The sequence below is a fragment of the Luteibacter sp. genome, from assembly GCF_035539195.1.
GTDB lineage: Bacteria > Pseudomonadota > Gammaproteobacteria > Xanthomonadales > Rhodanobacteraceae > Luteibacter.
The window spans coordinates 45,934-68,286 of sequence record NZ_DATLIW010000013.1 but is presented as its reverse complement, the minus strand read 5'-3'; the positions used below and the strand labels follow the sequence as shown (position 1 = coordinate 68,286).

At 66.0% G+C, this 22,353-nt stretch carries 24 protein-coding genes; all 24 read right to left on the bottom strand.

Annotated elements, in window-relative coordinates; all coding sequences use genetic code 11:
- Nucleotides 1–33: 33 nt before the first annotated feature.
- Nucleotides 34–765, bottom strand: a complete 732-nt coding sequence (locus VM621_RS03705; RefSeq protein ID WP_046968439.1) for an RNA polymerase sigma factor FliA — start codon at nucleotides 763–765, stop codon at nucleotides 34–36.
- Nucleotides 762–1,637 (bottom strand): MinD/ParA family protein, encoded by an 876-nt coding sequence (locus tag VM621_RS03700; protein ID WP_325467644.1) that lies wholly within the window; start codon nucleotides 1,635–1,637, stop codon nucleotides 762–764. The genes VM621_RS03705 and VM621_RS03700 overlap by 4 nt, the downstream gene beginning before the upstream one ends.
- A gap of 62 nt (nucleotides 1,638–1,699) precedes the next feature.
- On the bottom strand, nucleotides 1,700–3,052 hold the full coding sequence (flhF, locus tag VM621_RS03695) for a flagellar biosynthesis protein FlhF (protein ID WP_325467643.1): 1,353 nt from the start codon (nucleotides 3,050–3,052) through the stop codon (nucleotides 1,700–1,702).
- A gap of 17 nt (nucleotides 3,053–3,069) precedes the next feature.
- Nucleotides 3,070–5,181: a flagellar biosynthesis protein FlhA gene (gene flhA, locus VM621_RS03690; RefSeq protein ID WP_325467642.1), complete on the bottom strand. Its 2,112-nt coding sequence runs from the start codon at nucleotides 5,179–5,181 to the stop codon at nucleotides 3,070–3,072.
- 2 nt (nucleotides 5,182–5,183) lie between these two features.
- On the bottom strand, nucleotides 5,184–6,326 hold the full coding sequence (flhB, locus tag VM621_RS03685) for a flagellar biosynthesis protein FlhB (RefSeq protein WP_325467641.1): 1,143 nt from the start codon (nucleotides 6,324–6,326) through the stop codon (nucleotides 5,184–5,186).
- On the bottom strand, nucleotides 6,323–7,099 hold the full coding sequence (gene fliR / locus VM621_RS03680; protein WP_325467640.1) for a flagellar biosynthetic protein FliR: 777 nt from the start codon (nucleotides 7,097–7,099) through the stop codon (nucleotides 6,323–6,325). Before fliR ends, flhB begins: the two co-directional genes overlap by 4 nt.
- Nucleotides 7,099–7,368 (bottom strand): flagellar biosynthesis protein FliQ, encoded by a 270-nt coding sequence (fliQ, locus tag VM621_RS03675; RefSeq protein WP_325467639.1) that lies wholly within the window; start codon nucleotides 7,366–7,368, stop codon nucleotides 7,099–7,101. The genes fliR and fliQ overlap by 1 nt, the downstream gene beginning before the upstream one ends.
- Complete coding sequence (gene fliP, locus VM621_RS03670; protein WP_325467669.1) at nucleotides 7,365–8,123, bottom strand: flagellar type III secretion system pore protein FliP; 759 nt, start codon at nucleotides 8,121–8,123, stop codon at nucleotides 7,365–7,367. Before fliP ends, fliQ begins: the two co-directional genes overlap by 4 nt.
- A gap of 53 nt (nucleotides 8,124–8,176) precedes the next feature.
- On the bottom strand, nucleotides 8,177–8,605 hold the full coding sequence (gene fliO, locus VM621_RS03665; protein ID WP_325467638.1) for a flagellar biosynthetic protein FliO: 429 nt from the start codon (nucleotides 8,603–8,605) through the stop codon (nucleotides 8,177–8,179).
- 5 nt (nucleotides 8,606–8,610) lie between these two features.
- Complete coding sequence (fliN, locus tag VM621_RS03660) at nucleotides 8,611–8,922, bottom strand: flagellar motor switch protein FliN (RefSeq protein WP_200851586.1); 312 nt, start codon at nucleotides 8,920–8,922, stop codon at nucleotides 8,611–8,613.
- A gap of 453 nt (nucleotides 8,923–9,375) precedes the next feature.
- Nucleotides 9,376–10,398, bottom strand: coding sequence for a flagellar motor switch protein FliM (gene fliM, locus VM621_RS03655; RefSeq protein WP_325467637.1), 1,023 nt, complete (start codon nucleotides 10,396–10,398; stop codon nucleotides 9,376–9,378).
- A gap of 15 nt (nucleotides 10,399–10,413) precedes the next feature.
- Nucleotides 10,414–10,911, bottom strand: coding sequence for a flagellar basal body-associated FliL family protein (locus tag VM621_RS03650; protein ID WP_325467636.1), 498 nt, complete (start codon nucleotides 10,909–10,911; stop codon nucleotides 10,414–10,416).
- 197 nt (nucleotides 10,912–11,108) lie between these two features.
- Nucleotides 11,109–12,251: a flagellar hook-length control protein FliK gene (locus tag VM621_RS03645; RefSeq protein ID WP_325467635.1), complete on the bottom strand. Its 1,143-nt coding sequence runs from the start codon at nucleotides 12,249–12,251 to the stop codon at nucleotides 11,109–11,111.
- Nucleotides 12,252–12,300: 49 nt separating this feature from the next.
- Nucleotides 12,301–12,735 (bottom strand): flagellar export protein FliJ, encoded by a 435-nt coding sequence (gene fliJ, locus VM621_RS03640; RefSeq protein WP_325467634.1) that lies wholly within the window; start codon nucleotides 12,733–12,735, stop codon nucleotides 12,301–12,303.
- A complete protein-coding gene (gene fliI / locus VM621_RS03635; RefSeq protein ID WP_325467633.1) occupies nucleotides 12,735–14,096 on the bottom strand; it encodes a flagellar protein export ATPase FliI in 1,362 nt (453 codons plus the stop codon). Before fliI ends, fliJ begins: the two co-directional genes overlap by 1 nt.
- Nucleotides 14,093–14,734: a FliH/SctL family protein gene (locus VM621_RS03630; RefSeq protein WP_325467632.1), complete on the bottom strand. Its 642-nt coding sequence runs from the start codon at nucleotides 14,732–14,734 to the stop codon at nucleotides 14,093–14,095. Before VM621_RS03630 ends, fliI begins: the two co-directional genes overlap by 4 nt.
- Nucleotides 14,734–15,723 (bottom strand): flagellar motor switch protein FliG, encoded by a 990-nt coding sequence (gene fliG, locus VM621_RS03625; RefSeq protein ID WP_325467668.1) that lies wholly within the window; start codon nucleotides 15,721–15,723, stop codon nucleotides 14,734–14,736. Before fliG ends, VM621_RS03630 begins: the two co-directional genes overlap by 1 nt.
- Nucleotides 15,724–15,736: 13 nt before the next feature.
- Complete coding sequence (gene fliF / locus VM621_RS03620) at nucleotides 15,737–17,440, bottom strand: flagellar basal-body MS-ring/collar protein FliF (RefSeq protein ID WP_325467631.1); 1,704 nt, start codon at nucleotides 17,438–17,440, stop codon at nucleotides 15,737–15,739.
- Nucleotides 17,441–17,476: 36 nt separating this feature from the next.
- Nucleotides 17,477–17,806 carry a flagellar hook-basal body complex protein FliE gene (gene fliE, locus VM621_RS03615; RefSeq protein WP_325467630.1) on the bottom strand — a complete coding sequence of 110 codons (330 nt, stop codon included), beginning with the start codon at nucleotides 17,804–17,806 and terminating at the stop codon, nucleotides 17,477–17,479.
- An 82-nt stretch (nucleotides 17,807–17,888) separates the two neighbouring features.
- Nucleotides 17,889–19,310 carry a sigma-54 dependent transcriptional regulator gene (locus tag VM621_RS03610; RefSeq protein WP_325467629.1) on the bottom strand — a complete coding sequence of 474 codons (1,422 nt, stop codon included), beginning with the start codon at nucleotides 19,308–19,310 and terminating at the stop codon, nucleotides 17,889–17,891.
- Between the two features lie 289 nt (nucleotides 19,311–19,599).
- Nucleotides 19,600–20,175 (bottom strand): PilZ domain-containing protein, encoded by a 576-nt coding sequence (locus tag VM621_RS03605; RefSeq protein WP_325467628.1) that lies wholly within the window; start codon nucleotides 20,173–20,175, stop codon nucleotides 19,600–19,602.
- A 30-nt stretch (nucleotides 20,176–20,205) separates the two neighbouring features.
- Entirely contained in the window at nucleotides 20,206–20,502 is a 297-nt protein-coding gene (locus VM621_RS03600; protein ID WP_325467627.1) for a flagellar protein FliT, read from the bottom strand.
- The gene (gene fliS / locus VM621_RS03595) at nucleotides 20,499–20,915 is read right to left on the bottom strand and encodes a flagellar export chaperone FliS (protein ID WP_325467626.1); all 417 of its coding nucleotides are present in this window, start codon (nucleotides 20,913–20,915) and stop codon (nucleotides 20,499–20,501) included. Before fliS ends, VM621_RS03600 begins: the two co-directional genes overlap by 4 nt.
- Before the next feature lie 22 nt (nucleotides 20,916–20,937).
- Nucleotides 20,938–22,296: a flagellar filament capping protein FliD gene (fliD, locus tag VM621_RS03590; protein ID WP_325467625.1), complete on the bottom strand. Its 1,359-nt coding sequence runs from the start codon at nucleotides 22,294–22,296 to the stop codon at nucleotides 20,938–20,940.
- Nucleotides 22,297–22,353 lie beyond the last annotated feature (57 nt).

Below are 22,353 nucleotides of genomic sequence, written 5' to 3'. Positions count from 1 at the left end.
GCGTTTCTTACCGGCGACGGCACCGTAATGCCGTCAATGCTTGTCTTTCCAACCCGTCATGCGTGCGCGGAGGCGGATCAGGGCCTGGCCATGGATCTGGCACACCCGCGATTCGCTCACACCCAGCACCGCACCGATTTCCTTCAGGTTGAGCTCTTCATCGTAGTACAGCGACATCACCAGCTTCTCGCGTTCGGGCAGGCCGTCGATCGACTGCGCCAGCGCATCGCGCAAGCCGTCCTGCTCGAAGATCCCTTCCGGACCCGCTGCATCGGGGTCCGCGACGTCGATCGCCGCGCCTTCGTCGCCTTCCGGCGCCGTGAGGCTGAGCAACCGCGCGCTCGCCGCGTCGGCCAGAATCTGGTTGTATTCCATGGCGTCGATACCGAGCCGCTTCATCACCTCGGCGTCTTCGGCATCGCCACCCGTTTCGTTCTCGATCTGCCTGGTCACCTCAGCCACCTCGCGCAACTTCCGATGGACGGAGCGCGGGGTCCAGTCCGTCTTGCGCAGTTCGTCCAGCATCGCGCCCCGTATGCGGATACCCGCATAGGTCTCGAAACTGGCCGCGCGAGTCGGCGAGTAATTTCTTGCCGCCTCGAGCAAACCGATCATTCCGGCCTGCATGAGGTCGTTCGCATCCACGCTCGGCGGCAGCCGGCCCATCAGGTGATAGGCGATCCGGCGTACCAGCGGCGCGTGGGTGCGCACCAGTTGATCTGCCGGGATCCGCGTGACTTCAAGGTATTCCGTCGCAACGCTCACAGTGGCAACCCTCCTCCCAGGTGGGACCGCTCGGCAAAAAAGCCGATGCGACCCTGAGCACGGGGTTCGGGTTCACCCCATGTATCGACCGACCTGGCCAGATTCTTGAATCCGACCGCGGATCGGCTGCTCGGCCAGACATCGACCACCGCCGACTGGCGGCGAATCGCCTGGCGCAGGTACTCGTCGTGCGGGACCATCCCCATGAAATCCAAGGAAACATCCAGGAAACGGTTGGTGACCCGTGACAGCTTCTCGAACAGCTGACGGCCTTCCTGGGCGTGGCGGACCATGTTCGCCACGATGCGGAAGCGGTTCACGCCGAACTCGCGGCTCATGACCTTGATCAGCGCGTAGGCGTCGGTCAGGGAAGCCGGCTCGTCGCAGACCACCACCACCACCTCGTCGGAGGCGGCGGCGAACATGGAGACGCTGTCCGAGATGCCGGCGGCGGTGTCGACGATCAGGTATTCGGGGGCGGTCGGGTATTCGTCGAACGCGCGGATCACGGCGGCGTGCTCGATGTTCGGCAGCTGGGCCATGCGGCGGGCGCCGGACGTCGCCGGGATCACCTTCAGGCCATGCGGCGCCTGGAGGATGAGGTCCTCGATACGGCACTCGCCCTCGAGCATGTGCCCGAGGTGGCGGGTCGGCTGGAGGCCGAGCAGGACGTCGATGTTGGCCATGGCAAGGTCGGCATCGAGCAGGACGACATCGCGCCCGCCCATGGCCAGGGCCATGCCGAGATTGACCGCCACGGTGGTCTTGCCGACACCGCCCTTGCCGCCCGCGATCGCAATGCTGCGGGTGGGGCGACGGTCGTCAAGCCAGTTGAGGCCGGCGGCCTGGGTGCTATCGACGTGTGTGGTCATGAAGGAATTCACTGCCGTGAAAGAGTGTGCGGTGGCGGTAGTCACGTTCTGCGGGTTTCCGATCAGGCGAGCGCGGGCGCCGCCGTACCGAAACGATCGGCAAGCACGGCGTCGTCGGGCTCCTCGTTACGCTGCTTGAGCAGCTGCGCCGCGAGGCAGACCAGCTTGCGCGCATCGGCGGAGGCGATGTCTTCGGGCACTCGCTGCCCGTCGGTGGTGTAGTCCAGGGGCATGGCGTGACGAATCAGCGCCGACAGGGCACCGCCGATCAGTGGCGCCTCGTCGAGCTTGGTAAGAATGGCGGTCTGCGGCGACAGCGGCGCGTACGAGCGGATCGCGTTGTCGATCGCCTGGGCCTGCGCGTTGGCGGCGAGCACCAGGCAGACCCGAAGATTCGAGGTGGCGCGCAGCGTGTCGAACTGCTGCTGCAGCTTGGGATCGTTGCCGGCCATGCCGGCGGTGTCGACCAGTACCGTGTGCTTGCTGCGCAGCTGCAGGAGCACGTTGCGCAGGCTGTCGGCATCGTGGGCGTTATACACACGAACACCGAGCAGGCGGCCGTAATGCTCCAGCTGCGCACCCGCACCGATCCTGTACTGGTCGGCGCTGATCAGGGCGACATTGGAAGCGCCATGGCGCAGCACGGCTCGCGCGGCGAGCTTGGCGATCGTCGTCGTCTTGCCGACGCCGGTGGTGCCGACCAGGGCGGTGATGCCGCCGCCGACCGTATCGAAGTTGCGTCCGCTGGTGCGGATGTTGCGCGAAAGGATGCCCAGCGGCAGGTAACGCGCCTGCTCGGAGGTCATCCCGGGCGGGAGTTCGGCACACAGCGCACGGGCCACGTCGCCGTCGATGCCCAGCCGGGTCATCTCGCGAAGCACGCGGGCGCGCAGCGGCTGCTCGCGATCCATCTGGTTCCAGGCCAGCGTGGAGAGCTGCACTTCGAGCATCTCGCGCAGGTTGTTGATCTCGGCGCGCACGCCATTCACGGCGGCATCGCTGTTCGGGTTTACCGTGGCGGCGCGGACGACGTCGGCCACGCTGGATGCAAGCGCGGCGCTGGACTGGCGCTGCGGTGCATTGGGATTCGTCGTGCCGGATCTGGTGGCGCGCTCGACGGCGGCGGCCGTGGCGGCGCGTGCCTGGTCGATGCGTGCGGCACGGTCGCCGTCGCGCGAGGCGCGGATCGGTGCCGGCGTCGCGGCGTGCCTGGCCGCGGTCTCTTCCGCGGTCGGCGGCTCGAAGGCGAAGCCCGCTTCGCGAACCAGCGCTTCGTCATAGTCGAGCGCGGCGATGATCTCGATGCCGTCGTCCATCCGACGCGTGGACAGGATCACGGCGTCCGGCCCCTGCTCATCGCGGACCTGGCGCATGGCCTGGCGCATGTCGGCGGCAACGAATCGTTTGATTTTCATGCGTTAGATCCTCTGTCCTATCGTCCGAGGGCCGTCACCAGCTTGACGCGACGGTTGTCCGGAACCTCGTTGTAGGCGAGTACATGCAGGTTTTGGGCCACATGGCGCGTGAAGCGGGAAAGCCACGGACGAAGCGCCGGCGAGACGAGAAGAACCGCCGGTTCGCCGGCCGCTTCCTGACGTCGTGCCGCCTCGGCCACGTTCTGCTGGAGGCGATCGGCAAGGCCCGGCTCGATCGCCGCGCCAGCCGGACCGCCGCCTTGCAGGGACTGCAGAAGAATCTGCTCCAGTTCCGGCGCCAAAGTTATGACGGGAACCTCAGTTCCGAGACCGGCGATTTCCTGCACGATCTGCCGACCGAGGGTCACGCGCACGCTGGCCGCGAGCACGCCGGGATCCTGGCTCTGCCCCGCATGCTCCGCCAGCGATTCGACGATGCCGCGGAAGTTGCGGATGGGTACGCGCTCGGCAAGCAGGTTCTGCAGCACCTTGACCACCGCACCGAGCGACAGGCGCTTGGGCACGAGGTCTTCGACGAGCTTGGGCGTCTGCTGGGCCAGGCGGTCGAGCAGCTGCTGCACGTCCTGGTGGCCAATGAGTTCGTGCGCGTGGTTCTGCAGGATGTGCGACAGGTGCGTGGCGATGACCGTGGCCGGATCGACCACCGTATAGCCCAGCGTCTGCGCGTGTTCACGCAGGCCCGGCTCGATCCACACGGCGTCGAGACCAAAGGCGGGGTCGCGCGTGGCGATGCCGTTGATCGTGCCGTGCACGCGGCCCGGATCGATCGCCAGCATGCGCTCGGTGTGGATTTCGGCTTCACCCATAGGCACGCCCATCAGCGAGATCCGATAGCCGTGGGGGGAGAGATCCAGGTTGTCGCGAATGTGTACCGAGGGGACGAGGAACCCCAGCTCCTGCGAGAGCTTGCGGCGCACCGACTTGATCCGCGCCATCAGCTCGCCGCCCTGGGCCTTGTCCACCAGCGGGATCAGGCGATAGCCGACTTCCAGGCCGATCGTGTCGACCTGGGCCACGTCTTCCCAGGAAAGCTCGAGCCGCTCGCCCGCTGGCGTCGATTCCAGCGCCAGTTCGGTGCCCGGCGCGGTGGCCGTGCCCGGCGCGCCGCCATCGGCGAGACGATCCTTGTTCTGCTGGAGCTTCCACGCGCCGAAGCCGGCAGCCGCGGCCAGCAGCAGGAATGGCAGGTTCGGCATGCCCGGGACCAGACCCATCGCGCCAAGCACGGCGGCGGCGACGCCCAGCGCTTTCGGCTGGCCGAACAGCTGCCCCATCACGTGCTTGCCCATCTCCTGCGATTTGGACACGCGAGTGACGATGACCGCGGTGGCGATCGAGAGCATCAGGCCCGGCACCTGGGCGACCAGGCCGTCACCGATGGTCAGCAGCGTGTAGGTGCGCGCGGCCTCGGAAGCGGACAGGCCATGCTGAAGCATGCCGATGAAGAAGCCGCCGATGATGTTGATCGCGAGAATGAGCATGCCGGCCGTGGCATCGCCGCGGACGAACTTGGAGGCACCGTCCATCGAGCCGTAGAAGTCGGCTTCCTCGCGCACTTCCTGGCGGCGTTCGCGCGCCTGTTCCTGGGTGAGCAGGCCGGCGTTGAGGTCGGCGTCGATCGCCATCTGCTTGCCGGGCATGGCGTCGAGGGTAAAACGGGCGGTGACTTCGGAAACGCGCGTGGCGCCCTTGGTCACGACCACGAAGTTGATGATGGTGAGGATCGCGAAGACCACGAAACCGACAGCGAAGTTGCCGCCGATGACGAATTCGCCGAAGGCCTCGATCACCTTGCCCGCCGCGCCCGGACCGTTGTGCCCGTGCAGCAGGACGACGCGCGTCGAGGCGATATTCAGCGCCAGGCGCAGCAAGGTCGCGAAGAGCACCACGGTCGGGAACGAGGCCAGCTCCAGTGGACGCATCACGTACATGGTGGCCAGCAGGATCACCAGCGACAGCGCGATGTTGAAGGTGAACAGCAGGTCCAGCATGAAGGGCGGCAGCGGCAGCATCAGCATGCCGAGCATGACCAGCATGACGACCGGCGCGGCAATGCCTCGCCGGCCGATCTGCCGGAACGTGCCCATGAGCGTGGTCGTAGCTGCCATCGTCACTTATCCATACGGTAGGGGCCGAGCAGTTCAGGATCGATGTCCTGCTCGGGCAGATCGGGCGGGAGATCGCCAACGGCGATCGCCTGCTTCAGGCGGAACACATAGGCCAGGATCTGGGCCACGGCGACATACAGCGCCGAGGGGATCTCGCGACCGACTTCCGTCGTCGCATACAAGGCGCGTGCCAACGGCGCCGCTTCGACGACGGGAACCTTCGCCGCGCCGGCCACGTCGCGAATCTGCTGGGCCATGACGTCCACACCCTTTGCCACGACCCGCGGTGCGCCCATCTTCACCTCGTCGTACTTGAGGGCGACGGCGAAGTGGGTCGGGTTGACGACGATCACGTCCGCCGTAGGAACGTCTTCCATCATTCGCCGACGCGACATCTGCAGCTGCATCTGACGGATCTTTGACTTCAGTTCGGGGCTGCCGTCGCTTTCCTTGTGCTCGTCCTTTACCTCCTGCTTGGTCATCCTCATCTTCTTGGTGAAGCTGAAGGCCTGCCAGGGCGCATCGACAAGGGCGATCAGGCCCAGCGCACAGGCGAAGATCAGCGACGCTTGACCAAGTACGCCGAAGGTATGAGCGATGCCGTCCTTCACCGGACCGCTGCCCACCGCGTACATCTCGCGCGTGGTGCGGTTGAGGAACCAGACCAGCGCGCCACCGATCAGGATCAGCTTCAGCAGCGACTTGCCCAGTTCGACCAGGCCGTTCATCGACACCAGGCGGCTGAAGCCCTTGATCGGATCGAGGCGGTCGAACTTCGGCACCAGCGCCTCGGCGGAGAAATTCAGCCCCCCCATGAGGGCGGGCGCGGCGACGGCGGCCACCGCGGTCACCGTGAACACGGGGCCGAGCAGCTTCAGGCCCTCGGCCGCCGCGGTCATCAGCGCACGGCCGATCCCGTTGGCGGCGAACAGGTCGTCCCGGCCGTAACGCAAGCCGACATGCATGATGTTGGCGGCATGTACGGCCATCTGGTCGCGCGAGGCGATCATCGTGGTTACGCCGGCAAGCACCACCACGGCCGTGGACAGATCGCGCGAACGGGGCAGATCGCCCTTCTCGCGGGCTTCGCGAAGGCGTTTGTCACTAGGTGATTCGGTTTTGTCTTCCTGGTCGGACTCACTCACGGCGAGGACCTCCCGACCATCTGGCGCATGGCTTCCCAGGCGTCCGTCTGCAGCGAATCCCAGGCGCTCGGCAGGCCACGCAGCGCGAGCCAGACGGCGATGATGCCCAGGCAGATGGTGATCGGGAAGCCGACCGCGAAGAGGTTCATCGAGGGCGCCGAGCGGCTGATCGCGCCGAACCCGAGGTTGACCACGAGCACGGCGGTGAGCGCCGGCAAGGCGACGCGTACCGCACCCCCGAACAGATGGCTGGCGAACTGGAGCACGCCCCAGATACCGTCCGCGCCGATGCCGTGGTCGCCGACGGGCATGGTACGGAAGCTGTCGGCGAGCAGGCCGATCAGTTGGAGATGACCGTTCATCACCAGGAACAGCAGGGTCACGATCATCGTGTAGAACTGGCTGAGCACCGGCGTGGTGCCGCCGACGCCCGGATTCACCACTTCGGCGAAGCCCAGGCTCATGGCCTGGGAAACGAACTGGCCGCCGAACGCGACGGCCTCGAAGACCAGCTTGAGGATGAAGCCCAGCGCGGCGCCGATCAGTACCTGCTGGGCGAGCGTGGCGACACCCTGGGCGGACAACGGACGGATGTCCAGCGGCGCCAGCGGCGCGAGGGTCATCGTCAACAGGATGGCCAGGCCCATCTTGATGCGCACGGGAATCGTGCTCGCCCCCAGCACCGGCGCGACGAGCAGCAGGCCGGAGATGCGGGCCATCGCCCAGCACGCTCCACCCACCCACCCTTCGAGCTGGTTGAGGTCGATCGGCATCAGCGCACCGCTTGCGGGAGGCTTTCGATGAGGGTGCGGGTGAAGGTCACCAGCGTGCGCAGCATCCACGGACCGGTGATGATCATCACCAGCGCCATGGAAATCAGCTTCGGGATGAAGCTGAGGGTCTGTTCGTTGATCTGCGTGGCCGCCTGCACCATACCGATGACCAGACCCACCGTGAGGGCGGTGAGCAGCAGCGGCGCACCGACCAGCATGGCGATGTGCAGGGCTTGCTGGCCGAAGGCGATGACCGATTCGGGCGTCATTGGTAGAAGCTCCCGGCCAGTGTGCCGAGCAGCAGTGTCCAGCCATCGACCAGGACGAAGAGCATGATCTTGAACGGCAGCGAGATGATCATCGGCGAGACCATCATCATGCCCATGGACATCAACACACTGGCCACGACCAGGTCGATGATCAGAAACGGGATGAAGAGCAGGAAGCCCATCTGGAACGCGGTCTTCAGCTCGCTGGTGACGAAGGCCGGCAGCGCCACGCGGTACGGCACCGCGTCCTTGTCCGCGTACGGCTGCTCACCGGCGAGCTTGGTGAACAGCTGGAGGTCCGGTTCGCGCGTCTGGTCGAGCATGAAGTGACGGAACGGTGCGGCGGCCAGCGGCACGGCATCCTGCACGGTCATCTGGCCGTCCATGTAAGGCTTGATGCCCGTGTCGTAGGCCTTGTTGATTACCGGCGACATCACAAACAACGTGAGGAACAGCGACAGCCCGATGATCACCTGGTTCGGCGGCGTGCTGTTGGTGCCCAGCGCCTGGCGCAGGAAGCCGAGCACGATGACGATGCGGGTGAACGAGGTCATCATCAGCAGGATCGCCGGCAGGACGGTCAGCGCCGTCATCAGTGCCAGCATCTGGATCGACAGCGACCAGTTCTGGCTACCGTTGGCGCCCGGCTGCACGTTCAGCAGCTGGATGCCCGGCGGCGATATCGGATCGGCGGCGAACGAGGCCAGCGGCAGCAGAAGCAGCACGATGAATACAAGCAGCGACCAGCAGCGCACCTTGCGCGACTGCACTTTGTGGGAGCGGGCTTTGCCCGCGATGGCCGCCGCGATCACGGACGCTTCCACTGGTTGAGCACATCGCGGAATCCGCGAATCGCCGGCACGGTGGCCGTCGGAGCAGCCTCGTCCTCTACCGGCGTAGCCAGGACGTGCAGCGTACGCAGGCCACCGGTGGGCGAGGCGCCGACCAGGAGCTGCGTGCCACCGACTTCGAGCAGCATGACCCTTTCCTTGATGCCGACCGGCATCGATTCGATGACGCGGATCTTTCGGCCGCCGGGACGCACACGCACCTGGGCGCGGCGGCTCAGCCAGCCGACGAAGAAAATGAGCGCGACGACGCCAAGCAGGCTGATCAGCACGCGGATCACTTCCGCGCCCGAATCCACCGCCGGAGCGGCGACCGGGGCAGCCACCGGGGCCGTCATCAGGGCGCAGGAAAGGAAGCCACCCATGAGGGCAGCGGCGGTACGGCGCATGATGATCACCGCAGCTTGCGGACGCGCTCGGCCGGACTGATCACGTCGGTCAGCCGGATACCGAACTTTTCGTTGATCACGACGACTTCGCCGTGGGCGACCAGGGTGCCGTTGACGAAGACGTCCAGCGGTTCACCGGCGGCGCGGTCGAGTTCGACCACCGAGCCCTGGTTAAGCTGGAGCAGGTTGCGAATGCTGATCTTGGTGCGACCGACTTCCATCGCCATCGTGACCGGCACGTCCAGGATGACGTCGAGGTTCACCTCGGCGCCCAGACCCATGGACTTGTGCAGGTTGGCTTCGTTGGCGCCTTCCATCTCTTCGAGCGTGGTGGGTTCGTTCATGTCGGTTCCGCTGTTCACGTTGCTGGGTATGTACCCATAGAAGCAAGCCGCGTGCCATGGTTTCGGCAGGGCGGAGACAGTGAATTTTTTGTGTTCTTTCAGTCGTTTGGCGACGCGACCCGGAGGCCACCGGCTGACCGGAAACTGACACTAGACGGAAACCTGACGCATGACGGCAGTTGCGTGCGGTGACGGTCAGTTGACGTCAGTTTGCGGGACGGGTGTGGCTGGCGCAGCGACGCGGCAAGTACCTATCGCCGATGAATCGGCTCCCACACGCGGCAAGTACCTATCGCCGATGAATCGGCTCCCACACGCGGCAAGTACCCATCGCCGATGAATCGGCTCCCACACGAAGCACAGAGCCACCGGGCTCGATGTGGGGCGGCTCCCTGTGGGAGCCGATTCATCGGCGATGCTCCGAACTCAGACCAACTCGGGCATCGGCTCGGTGGTCGTCACCGGCATGGCCTTGCCCTCGCCGCGCTTGCGCATCAGCGAGTCGAACTGGATGGCCTTGTTGCCGTTGGAATTGGCCATGCGCCCCCGGAAAATCGGCACGTCCTCGGCGAAGATCGTCGCGCATTCCGGCAGGCTGATCGGAATCACATCGCCCTTGCGCAGGTGGAGGAAGTCGCCGATGGTCAGGCGTGCTTCGGCCAGCATCGAGGTCACTTCAACCTCGGCGTCGAGGATCTCCTCGTGCAGGTTCTGGATCCAGCGCTCGTCGCGCTCCGCACGGTCGCTCTGCACGCCGGCGTCGAGCAGCTCGCGGATCGGCTCGACCATCGAGTACGGCAGGGTGAGGTGCACTTCGCCGCCACCGCCGTCCAGCTCGATATGGAAGCGGGACACCACCACGGTCTCGGTGGGACTCACGATGTTGGCGAACTGCGGGTTGATCTCGGAATTGAGGAACTCGAACTGCATCTTCAGCACGGGCGCCCATGCCTCGGCCATGGCGGTGAAGGCTTCCTGCAGCACGATCTGGATCACGCGGTTCTCGGTCGGGGTGAAATCCCGGCCCTCGATACGCGCGTGGTAGCGACCATCGCCACCGAAGAAGTTGTCGATGACGGTGAAGACCAGACGCGGCTCGAACACCATCAGCGCGGTGCCGCGCAGCGGCTTGATACGGATCAGGTTGAGATTGCTCGGCACGGCCAGCGAGTGCACGTACTCGTTGAACTTGGTCATTTTCACGCCGAGTACCGAGACTTCGCAGGACTTGCGCAGCACGTTGAACAGGTTGGCGCGGAAGTACCGGGCGAAGCGATCGTTGACCATTTCCAGGGTCGGCAGGCGGCCACGAACGATACGGTCCTGCTGGGTGAAGTCGTAATCCTGGATACCACCGGGTGGCGGAAGCTCGACCTCGGTCTCGACCGCGCCGCCTTCCACGCCGGCCAGGAGGGCGTCGATTTCTTCCTGGGTAAGGATGTCACTCATGGCCGAAGCGTCCCGTCACTGCATGATGAAGCTGGTGAAGTACACCGCGTCCACACCGGGACGGCCGATCTTCTCCTTGAGCACACGCTGGATCTCCGCCAGCGCCGCGGCCTGCAGCTTCTGCTTGCCTTTCACGTCGGACAGCGACTTCACGTCCTGCGCGGAGAACAGCATCAGCAAGGCATTGCGGATCTCGGGATCGGCTTCCTTGGCGGCGGCGATCGCTTCGGGATCGTGCGACATGACGTTGACGCCGATCTGCAGGAAACGCAGGGCGGTCTCGTCCTGGAAGTTAACCACGAACGCCGGGTCCAGCTGCAGATAAACGGCCGGCTTGGACTTGGCGACTTCCGTCGCGCCTTCGCCGCCCGCCTTGCCGTGGCCACCCTTCATCAGGACATAGCCACCCGCGCCGCCGGCGACGAGCACCACCAGCGCGGCGATGAGCAGGAGCTTGCCCTTGCCCTTCTTCTTGGGGGCGCCTTCGGCGGATTCTTGGGGTGCTGCGGCCATGCGTGAAACCTCTGCAATGCGAATTCAAAAGCGTCGTGCCCGTCGGGCTTGCGGTTATTGTTGCAAGCGACGTGCCATCTGCATCACCCGTCTCCGGGATGGAAAGATGGCGCTGTGACGCGGTTCTCGTAGCGACCTGTCATCGGTGCAAGGAGCCGATAATTTGACGCTTGACGAGATCACGTCACGAAACGATGTCACGCCACCTCGTCGACCAGGCTGCGGGAGACGCGCGAGGTCGCGACGACGTCGGTGCTGGCCGCGTCGTCGGCCACCGCACCGCCCTGCCCGCCCGTCGAACCGCCCTGGGGCGCCTGCTGGCCGGCATCACGCTGACCGACATTCGTCTCGCCGAGCGACAGGCCGTGGTGCGCCAGCATGGTGTCCAGCTGCGACAACGTCTGCTGCACGGCATGCACCGCCGCCGGGTGCTGGGCGAGGATCGCCACGTTGACCTTGCCGCCATCCATCGTCACGTGCACATCCATGCTGCCGAGTTCTTCCGGGTGCAGCTTGATCCGTGCCGACTTGACCTCACCCGAGCCCATCCATGCGATCTGCTCGCCCAGTTCCTGGCTGAACTGCGGTGAGGTCGCGGCCTGCGTGGCCTGCACCTGGACGGCCGGCGCGGCGACGCCGGCCATCGCCGGGGCATGCAGGAGCGGCATCGGGCTGGCACTCGTGGGGTCGGTCGCCGCATCGTCCTTGTTCGCGACGAGGTCGCCGCCCTGCGCGGCCAGGAGGCTGGCGAAAGGCGATGCGGCCGCCACGGCAACCGGCGCCGGCGCAAGCGCCTCCATGGCTGGAAGGCCGCTGCCGGCACCCTCCTTCACAGCGACTGTGGCGTCCGGCGTGACAGCGAGGCCGGGCGTGCCGCCAGCACCACCGACGGCACCGAGCGCCGCACCGAGCTTGCCTGCCGCGGTCGTTGCCGAGGCCAGCGCCTTCGCCGCGACGTAGGTGCCCTTGGGCGGAACGCCGATGAGGGCGAGTACGCTCGTCGCCAGCGATGTATCGCCATCGGTCGCGTCGTCTTTCTTCGTCGCGTCGTCGTCCGGCTTCTTGTCCCCGGCCTGAGCCACCGTCGTCTTGTCGGCACCCGGATCCTTGCTGGCCGAGGTCGGCACGGACGTCGTCGTCGCACCCTTGTCCGCAGGCTGGTCCTTGGTCTTGCGGGCATCCGCATGGGCCGCGTCCATCGCCGCGTCGAAGCGCTTGTTCGAGGCCGTGTCGTCCTGGGTCTTGCCAGCGGCCGACGAAGCGACTGCGGCGCCCGGCGCCGGCGAAGGCGCTGGGGTGACAGGGCGGGCAACGTTGAGGACAAGCGTGGCGTTATTCATGCGGAGTACTCGATGAGGTCGTTCGGGAGGCGGCGGACGCAGGCCGGCGTCATGCCTCGCTCCGGGGATTTCGGCGATATTGAGAACGTTCGTCTGCCTGCGCCTGCTCGCGACGGTCGTCCGACTTGCGCTCCTGCTCGCGGTACTTCGTCGCGACCGAGTCCAGCGCTTTGGCGCGACCGCGTGCGTCGGTCCACAGCCGGCGCGCGTGATCCAGCGCCTGTTCGCGACGCTGTACCTCGCCGAGCTGCTGCACGATGGCCATGTCGATCTTCTGCAGGAACTGCTGACGGTTGAGCAAGGCCGTAATGCCGATGCCGTCGGGCATCTGGGCGTATTCGTTGCGGTATCTGCGCAGCTCGACGAGCTGGTGCTCGGCGTCGGCAAGGGCGCGCTGCTGCGTCGCCAGCACCCGCACAGCATCCTCCGCCTTCTCTTCGGCAAGGTCGACAACCGGTTGCAAGCGGTCGGCGCGCGAGACCATCAGCCGGCCTGCGTCGTGTCGGCGAGGCCGGATTCGGCGTCGGCGAGGTTCACCGGCTCATCGGTTTCCTGCTGGAGGAAGGCCGACAGCCGCGGATACAGCGCGATCGCCTCGTCCGTGCGCGGATCGCTGCCCTTCTGGTACGCGCCGACGGCAATCAGGTCGCGCTGCTGCCGATAGGCCGAGTACACCTGACGGAAACGCTGGGCCGAGCGCATGTGATCCTTGCTGACCACGGCCGGCATAACGCGGCTGATCGATGCCTCGATGTCGATCGCCGGGTAGTGACCCGCTTCGGCGAGGTCGCGCGACAGGACGATGTGACCATCGAGAATGGCCCGTGCCGCATCGGCGATCGGGTCGTGGCGGTAGTCGTCGCCTTCGGTGAGCACCGTGTAGAAAGCGGTGATGGAACCGCGACCCTCGGCGTCGTTACCGGCGCGCTCGACCAGGGCCGGCAGCATCGCGAACACGGAAGGCGGGTAGCCCTTGGTCGCCGGCGGCTCGCCGATCGCCAGCGCGATTTCGCGCTGGGCCTGGGCATAACGAGTCAGCGAATCCATCAGCAGGAGCACGCGCAGGCCCTGGTCGCGGAAGTGCTCCGCCACCGCCGTGGCGACCTGCGCGCCACGCAGGCGGCTGAGCGGCGGCGCATCCGCCGGCGCGGCGACGACAACCGCGCGACGGCGGCCTTCCTCGCCCAGTGTGTGATCGACGAATTCCTTCACTTCGCGGCCGCGCTCGCCGATCAGGCCGACCACCACGACATCGGCATCGGTGAAGCGGGTCATCATGCCCATCAGCGTGGATTTACCCACACCCGAGCCCGCGAACAGGCCGATCCGCTGACCGCGGCCGACGGTGAGGAGCGAATTGATGGCGCGCACCCCAACGTCGAGCGGTGTATCGATGGGCCGGCGCATCATGGGGTTGATCGGATCGCGACGAAGCGGCGCGCGCTCGCGGGCCAGCAGCGGACCCAGGCCATCCAGTGGCGCACCATCGGGCCCGATGACGCGGCCGAGCAGGGAATCGCCCACGGGCACGCCGGAAACGGCGGCGACGGGCGTCACGCGGGCATTGGGCAGCACGCCATGCATTTCGCCCGTGGGCATCAGCAGCAGTCGGCCGTCGGAGAAGCCGACGACTTCGGTTTCCAGTTGCCTGCCATCCGCACCGGCGACCATGCAACGGGCGCCGACGGGTGCCTCGCAGCCGACAGCCTCCAGCGTGAGTCCGACCACCCTGCGCAACTTGCCCTCCGCTTGCAGCGGCCGTACACGTTCGGCGCTCGCGCGCTGGGCAGCGAGCGATTCGCGCCAGTGCGCGATGCGGGCGGCGGTATGGGTCTCGGCGGTCACGAGGGGTCGACCTGGCCTTCGAGTACGCTGTCGATCACGGCGGCGAGTCGGGTCCGCACGCGGGCATCGAGCCGCGACTGCTCGCTTTCCAGTCGCACGTCGCCGCGTTGCAGGCTGGCGTCGTCGACGACCGTGCCTTCATGGTCGACGCCGACGCGATGCTCGCGAACGAGTGCCGCGTCGGCCGGATGCAGATGGATCTTCAGTTGGCGGGTGGCGGCAGGCAACGCATCGACCGCCTGGCGAACCACATCGAGGATCTTTTCCGGCTGCGTGGCGATCTCATAACCGAGAACACGTTCGGCAATCACCGTCGCCAACACGGCAAGGTCGGCGGCAACGTCGTGATCGAGCTCGGCGAACGGCCGCTCGACCGCCGCAAACAGCGCATCCAGTCGGGCCACCTGTTCGGCGAGTTCACGTCCGGCCATGGCCCGACCTTCGTTGAGTCCGGCATGGAAGCCTTCTTCCCGTGCCTGGCGCTCGATCGCCTCGATCTCGGCGACGGTCGGCCGATGCGGACCTTCGTCCTCGACCTCCGCGCGCGCGACATGAGGGTCCGGACCGCCCACGACCGGCAGCTCCCAGCGTTCGAACTGGTCGACGCGTTCGCGGGCGAGGATCGAGGTGAGGCTCATCAGACGAATTCTTCCCCGCCACCGGCGAGATTGATCTGGCCTGCGTCGGCGAGACGCCGCGCCGTGGCCAGCACTTCTTTCTGTGCCGCATCCACCTCGGAAAGGCGGACCGGACCCTTGACCTCGAGATCGTCGCGCAGCATATCGGCGGCGCGCTTGGACATGTTGGCGAAGATCTTTTCGCGAATAGCGGTTTCCGCACCCTTGAGCGCGGTGATGAGGCGCGCCGACGGCACTTCGCGGAGCAGCGTCTGCATGCTGCGATCGTCGAGGTCGGCGAGATCGTCGAAGACGAACATGAGCTCCTCGATGCGCTCGCCGAGGCCTGTGTCGATGCCGCGAATGGACGCCATCAGCTCGGCTTCGCGCGAGGTTTCCATCGCGTTGAGAATGTCTGCCGCGGCCTTGAGGCCTCCGACGCTGGCCGACTTCAGCTTATTGGAATTGCCGGAGAACTGACGCTCCATGATTTCGTCGAGTTCGTTCAGCGCATGCGGCTGGACGCCGTCCAGCGTGGCGATGCGCATGACGACGTCGCTGCGCGTGCGTGCCGGCAGGTAGCCGATCACTTCGGCGGCCTGGTCGGCCTCGAGGTGGGCCATCACCAGCGCGATGATCTGCGGGTGTTCCTGGCCGATCATCTCGGCGATGGCGCGGCTCTCCATCCACTTCAGCGACTCCAGGCCCTTGCTGCTGCGGCCCAGGAGGATCCGGTCGATCAGGCCGCCCGCCTTGTTCTCGCCCAGTGCGTTGACCAGGATGCGACGAATGTATTCCTCGGTGCCGACGCCGATCGAGGTGTGCTGCCCGACATCTTCCTGCAGCCGGGTCAGGACGGTTTCGACCTGCTCCTTGGAAACGTTCTTCAACGCGGCCATGGCGGTGCCGACCGCCTGCACGTCGCGTGCGCCGAGGTGCTTGAGGATCGAAGCGGCGTCTTCCTCACCCAGGGTGAGGAGAAGGATCGCGGCTCGCTGTGCGCCCGTCAGGGTTTCTTTCTGTTCAAGCGCCATCGTCGGATACCCAGCTCTTTACGACCTGCGCGACCTGTTTAGGATTCTCGGCGGCCATGCGCTTGGCCAGACCGACCTTCTGTTCGTAGGCCAGCAGCGCGGGCGAGCCCAGCTGAGGCGACGTGCTCACGCGATCCGGCGTCATGTCGTCGTCGTCGACCATCACCGAGACGGTCGGCATCGGGCCGGCCAGCGCGGCGTTGTTCATGACCAGCGGCGCCGGCTTGAGCAGCCCCTTGAGGATGGGACGCAGGACGAAGAAGCCGACCAGCAGGGCGATCATCACGCCGAGCCCCTGCTTGATCAGGTCGAGCATGCCCGGTCGCTCCCAGAACGGGGTGGACTGGGGCTCGTCGTCGGCGATCGCGCCATGGAAGGCTTCGTTGATCACGCTGACGCTGTCGCCGCGAGCGGCGCTGAAGCCGACGGCATTCTTGGTCAGTTCGGTCAGGCGGGCGATTTCCTCTGCCGAGAACGGCACGCTCTTGTTCTTGCCGTCCTTGTCCGGGACCTGCTTGTTGTCGACGACCACGGCGACCGACAGGCGCGCCACCTTGCCGGCGGGATCGGTGACGTGACTGACCGTACGATCCAGCTCGTAATTGCGCGTCGCGCTCTGGGTCTGCTGGCTCGGGGTCTGCGCCGTTTGCGTGGCAGCGTTCTGGCCCTTGGCACCGCCACCCGCGGCGGGATTGGCGGCCGTGGCATTGGCGCCGGTGTTCGGCGGCTGGTTGCTCAGCGCACCCGGTACGCCGCCGTTGTTGGCTGCATCCGTGCGCGTTTCGCTATTCGTCTGTTCGCTGCGCAACGCCGGGTTGTCGTGGTTGAACGTCTCGCTGGCCTTCTCGGTCTGCGAGAAGTCCAGATCGGCGAAGACCTGGGCGCGCACCTTACCGGCGCCGACGAGCGGGGTCAGCAGGTCTTCGACGCGCTGCGTATACGTGGCTTCGATACGGTTGGACAGGCGCAACCGGCTGTCGCCGATGGCCGAGGCACTGTCGGGATCGCTCACGGTCAGCAGGTTGCCGCCCTGATCGATCACCGAGACCTGGCGTGTGTCGAGATCCGGCACGCTGGCGGCGACGAGGTGCACGATGGCGGCCACCTGGCCCTGGTCGAGCTGGCGACCCGGATAGAGCGAGACGACGACCGACGCGCTGGCCGGCTTGTTGTCGCGAACGAAGGCGGACGGCTTGGGCAACGCAAGATGCACGCGCGCCGCACGCACGGACTGCAGGCCGGCGATGGTGCTGGAAAGATCGCTCTCGAGCATGGACTGGTAGCGCGAGCGCTCGGCCATGTCGCTCATGCCGAACGGCGAATCCGCCTGTGGCGCGGCGCTGGCGGCGCTGCCCTGGGGCAGGCCCTGTCCAGCAAGCTTGAGGCGCACGCCGGCCACGTCGGCGGCAGGCACGAAAATGGAGCTGCCGTCGGTGCTCAGCGTATAGGGCGTGTTGCCTGCCTGCAGCGCCTGGGTCACGGCGGCGGCATCTTTCTGTTCCAGCCCGCCGTAGAGCAAGCCGTAGTTTGGCGCACGCGACCACATGACCGCGGCGATACCGATCGCGACCGCGCCGGCGATACCCGCGAGCATGAAGAGCTGACGCGCCGCCGGTGTCTGCGCCAGCGACTTCAACGAGTCCATGCGCTTGCCGTCGTTCTTGTCCGTATTGGCTACGCCGTTATCTGCCATGGTTCGACTTCAGTCCTTGCGGGAGGCGCATGCCGCTTAGAGCGACATGTTCATGATTTCTTTGTAGGCATCAACCATCTTGTTGCGCACTTCATTCATCGCGCGGAACGAGAGGTCGGCTTTTTGACCCTGGATCATCACCTGCGCCAGATCGATGCCCGGATCGCCGCGTTCGAAAGCCGCGGCCATCTGGCCGGCCTTCTCCTGGCTCTTCGCTACACCGTCGATCGATTGCTTGAGCAGGTCGCCGAAGGAACTCTTCTCGGCGCCAGCCGCCTCGCCCACGCCGCGTATGGCGGGCATCTCGGTCTGCGCGCTGATGCGGCGCATCTGGAGCAGGAGGCTGTTGACATCGATCGTGGTCATGACGGTTTTCCAACGCGTTATCGGCTTACTGGCACTCGATGCACGAGCTATGCCAACCGGACGCGTCGAGCGCGGCGGGCGATCAGCCCACCTGCGCCGTCTCGGACAAGCCGTACTTGCGCAGCTTCTCGACCAGCGTGGTGCGCTGCACGCGAAGCAGCTTGGCCGCATGAGCGACCACACCGTTGGCCGAGTTCAGCGCCTGGCGGATCAGGCCGATCTCGATCCCGGCGAGGTGATCCTTCAGGTCGAGACCACCCAGCGGAAGCACCGCGGGATCGCCTTCGCCGTAGCCGAACGATTCGGTCACCGGCTCGGGTTCGGCCTCCATCATCGCGATCAGCGCGGCGCCGGACACCTCTTCCACCGGCAGCGCGCCGCGATACTTCTCCGGCAGATCCCCGGCGCGCACTTCACCGTGCGGCATGAGGATGGCCATGCGTTCGACCAGGTTCGACAGTTCACGCACATTGCCCGGCCAGGCATGCTGGCACAGCGCGGTCATCGCGCTCGGCGAGAAACGCACCGACGACAGGCCACGCTGGACCAGGCGCTGGTTGAATTCGGAAATGAGCGCCGGCAGGTCTTCGAGGCGCTGGGTCAGCGAGGGCATCTCGAGCGGGAATACGCTCAGGCGATAAAAGAGATCTTCGCGGAAGCCGCCGCGTTCGATCGCCGTTTCCAGGTCACGGTGCGTGGCCGCAATGATGCGGACGTCGCAGCGCTGCGCCCGATTGCCGCCGACACGCTCGAACACCCTCTCCTGCAACACGCGAAGAAGCTTCACCTGCATCGGCAGGCTCATATCGCCGATCTCGTCGAGAAACAGCGTGCCGCCCTCGGCCATCTCGAAACGACCCTTGCGGGTGCTGATCGCACCGGTGAAAGCGCCCTTCTCATGGCCGAACAGCTCGCTCTCGAGCAGCTCGGCGGGAATGGCGCCGCAGTTGATCGCGACGAACGGCTTGTCGCGGCGCGGCGAGCAGTCATGGATGGTACGGGCGACCAGCTCCTTGCCGCTGCCGGATTCGCCAAGCACCAGCACACTGGAATCGAACGGGGCGACCTGGCGGATCAGCGCATTGACGCGCTGCATCGGTCCGGACTGGCCGACGAGCCGGCGGCTGGCCGGCGTCGGCTCGACGCGCGAATGCAGGGCACGCAGGGCTTCGGAGAGGCGCTCGTAACGCAGGGGCACGTCGATCAGCTCGACGTTCTGGCTGCGGGCATCGTCGCCGGCGATCAACGGCGTGGCCATCGGCGAGTCTGCGGCCACCAGCAAAGGCAGGTTGCGCGCATGGCGACCGAGCGAGGCCAGGTAGCCCTCGAGCTCGTTCTCGTCTTCCACCGTGCCGATGAAGGCACCACGCCAACTTTCGCTTGCATCGAGCGTCGACAGGTGGCTCGCCAGCACCGGACGGTAGCCGAGGAAGGCGAGCGCCGACATGACGTTGTCTGCGCGGGCGGCGTCGGACTCGATGACGAGAAAGTTGGAAGACTTCACCTGAAATACCTCACGTTGCGTGTGATCGAGGGCCTGAGCAGGGTTCGCGGTGGAATCCCGTCGGCTTCGTTGCAAGGTATCAATCAAGGAGCGTGCCAACGTCGGAATTCCGGCGCGTCACGGCATGAACTCACGCTGCGCCGCGGCCTCGCCCGCCGTGAAGAAAACCTTTCCGGCAAGTCACGGAAAGGTGAAGATGCCCGCACGCGTCAAGGCTGACGACACGCGTCACGAATGTGACGCAGGGTGCCACGCGACGTTCAGACGTCACGTGACGTAAAACGTCACCTCACCCTTCGGAGGGTTCTTGAGGACGCGACTGTGCCCTGGATTCGGCCACCTGGCGGCGGTGCTGGCGGAAAACCAGCCGTTCGATGCCGTCGCGGACCGGTTCGGAGAGCCCCTCGAAAGCGAGGAAACCCTTGCCGTCCGAGGGGCCCGCAAGGCGGACACCCGGCAATTCCAGCGGCAGAGCCCGGCAGGCGTCGAAGTGGAGCTTCAGCAGCGCCGGCTGGCCAATCGGTGGCAGGCCATCCCAGGGCAGTACCGCCCCGGAAGCGTTGAAGCGGAGCGCGATGCGCGCCGGCAAGCCAGACTGCGGAAGGAGCAACCGGTTGACGATCTCCATGAGGACATTGAGCTTGGCATCGAGCCGGGCGACTTCCTGGGTGAGCGGGCTGTCGTCTTCACCGATGTCGCTGCGGCGGTCCATCAGCGCCGAGACGGCGACCAGGACACTGGCGTTGCGGTCGTTGATCAGGGCCAGCGCCGCGGCGTCGGGCCGAGGACCCGGCTCGCACGTGGCATGAAACCGTGCGTCCCAGGCGACGTGTTCGGAGAATGCCAGCCAGCCTTCGTCACTCATGCGTTCCGCCCCTGCCAGAGGATACGTCGGTCAGAACGAACTATACGCGGCGACGGCCCGGCGCACGCGCCGGGAGGCGTCCCATGCCGCGGCGGCCTCGTCGCGGGCGGCGGACACCAGGTCCTTGATCAGGCCATCGGTCAGCATGATCACCTTCAGCGACTCGACGGATTCGGGCGTATCCGGCATGGTGCCGCGGCGAATCACCGGCTCGCGCTCGGCTTCCAGGGCTGCCAGTTCGTCCCAGAGTCCCTCGCTCGCCGCCGCGTGCATCGACTCGGTGAGGGTGAGCACGAGGTCGAGGTCGCACCAGACGGTGTCGTTCACGCGCCGGTCCCGGCAACCTGGCGGGCCTCGGTCGGAATGGCGACCCAGCTTTCGCGAATCTGGCCAAGCAGCCCGCCGACCTCGTCCAGGGCGGAAATCTCGTTATGCACGTTGGCGTGGAGCAAGCGACGGCTCATGTAGTCGTACAGGCTGTCCAACTGGCCGACCAGCGGCGTTTCGACCTCGTGGTTCAGGCCGCCCTGCAGTGCGCCGACGATTTCTATGGCCTTTGAGATGGCCTCGCCCTTGCCGGCGACATTGCCATTGACCATGCAGCCTCGCGCGAAGCGGATGCGTTCGAGCGCGCCGTCCATGAGCATCGTGACCAGACCGTGCGGATCGGCGGTTTCGACGCCGCCGTGGGTACGGACCTGCTGGTAGGCGCCAGCGCCTTGGGAATATCCGAGTGCCATGAGTGTGTCCTGGGGTTTCCGGTCAGTTCTTCGACGTGCTGAGCGCGTCGAACTGCTGCTGGAGGTAGCTGCTCGTACTGCTCAGCTTGGTCATCATCGTGTCGAGCGCGGTGTACTGCGTCGTCAACCGCTTGGTGTAATCCTGCATGGTGACGTCGTAATCGCTCTGCTGCTGCGCGATATCCTTGGCTTTCTGGTTCAGATTGGCCGTGCGCTGGGTCAGGATGCCGCTGGACGAGGTCCAGCTGGTAATCATGGCGTCCAGCTTGGGCGCGATGCCGTTGGTGCCGCTGAGCAGGTTCTGCGTTTCCTTCGGGTTGCTCGCCAGGGCGGCGGTGAGCTTGGTCGAGTCGAAGGCCAGTGTGCCGTCCACCTGGAACGAAACGCCGAGGTTGCTGAGCGATGTAGGACCGGACGTGTTGCCCGTGAACTGGGACCCGAGCAGGCTGGAAACTTGGCTCTTCAGCGAGGTGACCGTGGCGTCGCCGATAAGGGCGCCGACCTGGTTGGTCGTCGCGTCGTACTTGGTCAGCGTCTGGTAGGTCGAGACGAAGGCGTTGTACGAGGTGACCAGGCTCTGCAAGGCCGAGGAGACAGCCGTCGGATCGTTGGCGATGGTGAGCGTGCTGGAGCCGATCTTGGCCAGGCTGAGGGTGACGCCGTCGATCGCACCCGCGACCGAGTTGGTCGTGCTGGTGGCCGGCGTACCGTCGATCGTGAACGTGGCGTCCTGTGCCTTGGTCGTCGGCGTGTCGGTGGTCGGATCGAAGTTCAGCTTCGACAGGTTGCCGTCGCCGCCACTGGTCGTCACCGTGAACGCGTTGGCCGCGCCCGTGGACGTGGAGGTCAGCACTAGGTGCGCGCCGTCGGTACCGGTAACGATGCTGGCCGTGACGCCCGGGTTATCCGACGACTTGTTGATCGAATCGCGGATGTTCTGCAGCGAATTGGCGCCCGAGGCGACGCTCAGGCTCATCGACTTGCCGCCGATCGAGATGGTCAGCGTGCCGGTGCCGGCAGCGGACGTGGCGTCGGTAAAGCCGGCCGACGTGGTCTTCTGCACGGACGCCAGCTGACCGACGACGATGTTGTACGTATTGGGCTGGGCATCGGCATCGGCGGTCGCGCCGATGACGGTGGAATCGCCGACCGAGGTCTTCTGCGTGGTGAACGCGGAGCCATTGGTGAGCGACTTGATCGCGTTCTGCAAACTCGTCAGGGACGACGTGAAGTTGCCGATCGCGGAAACCTGGGTGGTATTGGCCGTGGCCTGATCGGCCAGCGCCTTGTCCGTCGCGGCGCGCTTGTTGGCAACGAGATTGCTGACAATGGACGCGACATCGATGGAGCTGGAACCGAGTGTGATGGGATTCGTGGCCATGAAGCTCTCCTGGGGGACGCCTCACTACCCTGGGCGCCAATATGTCGACGGCTGGCC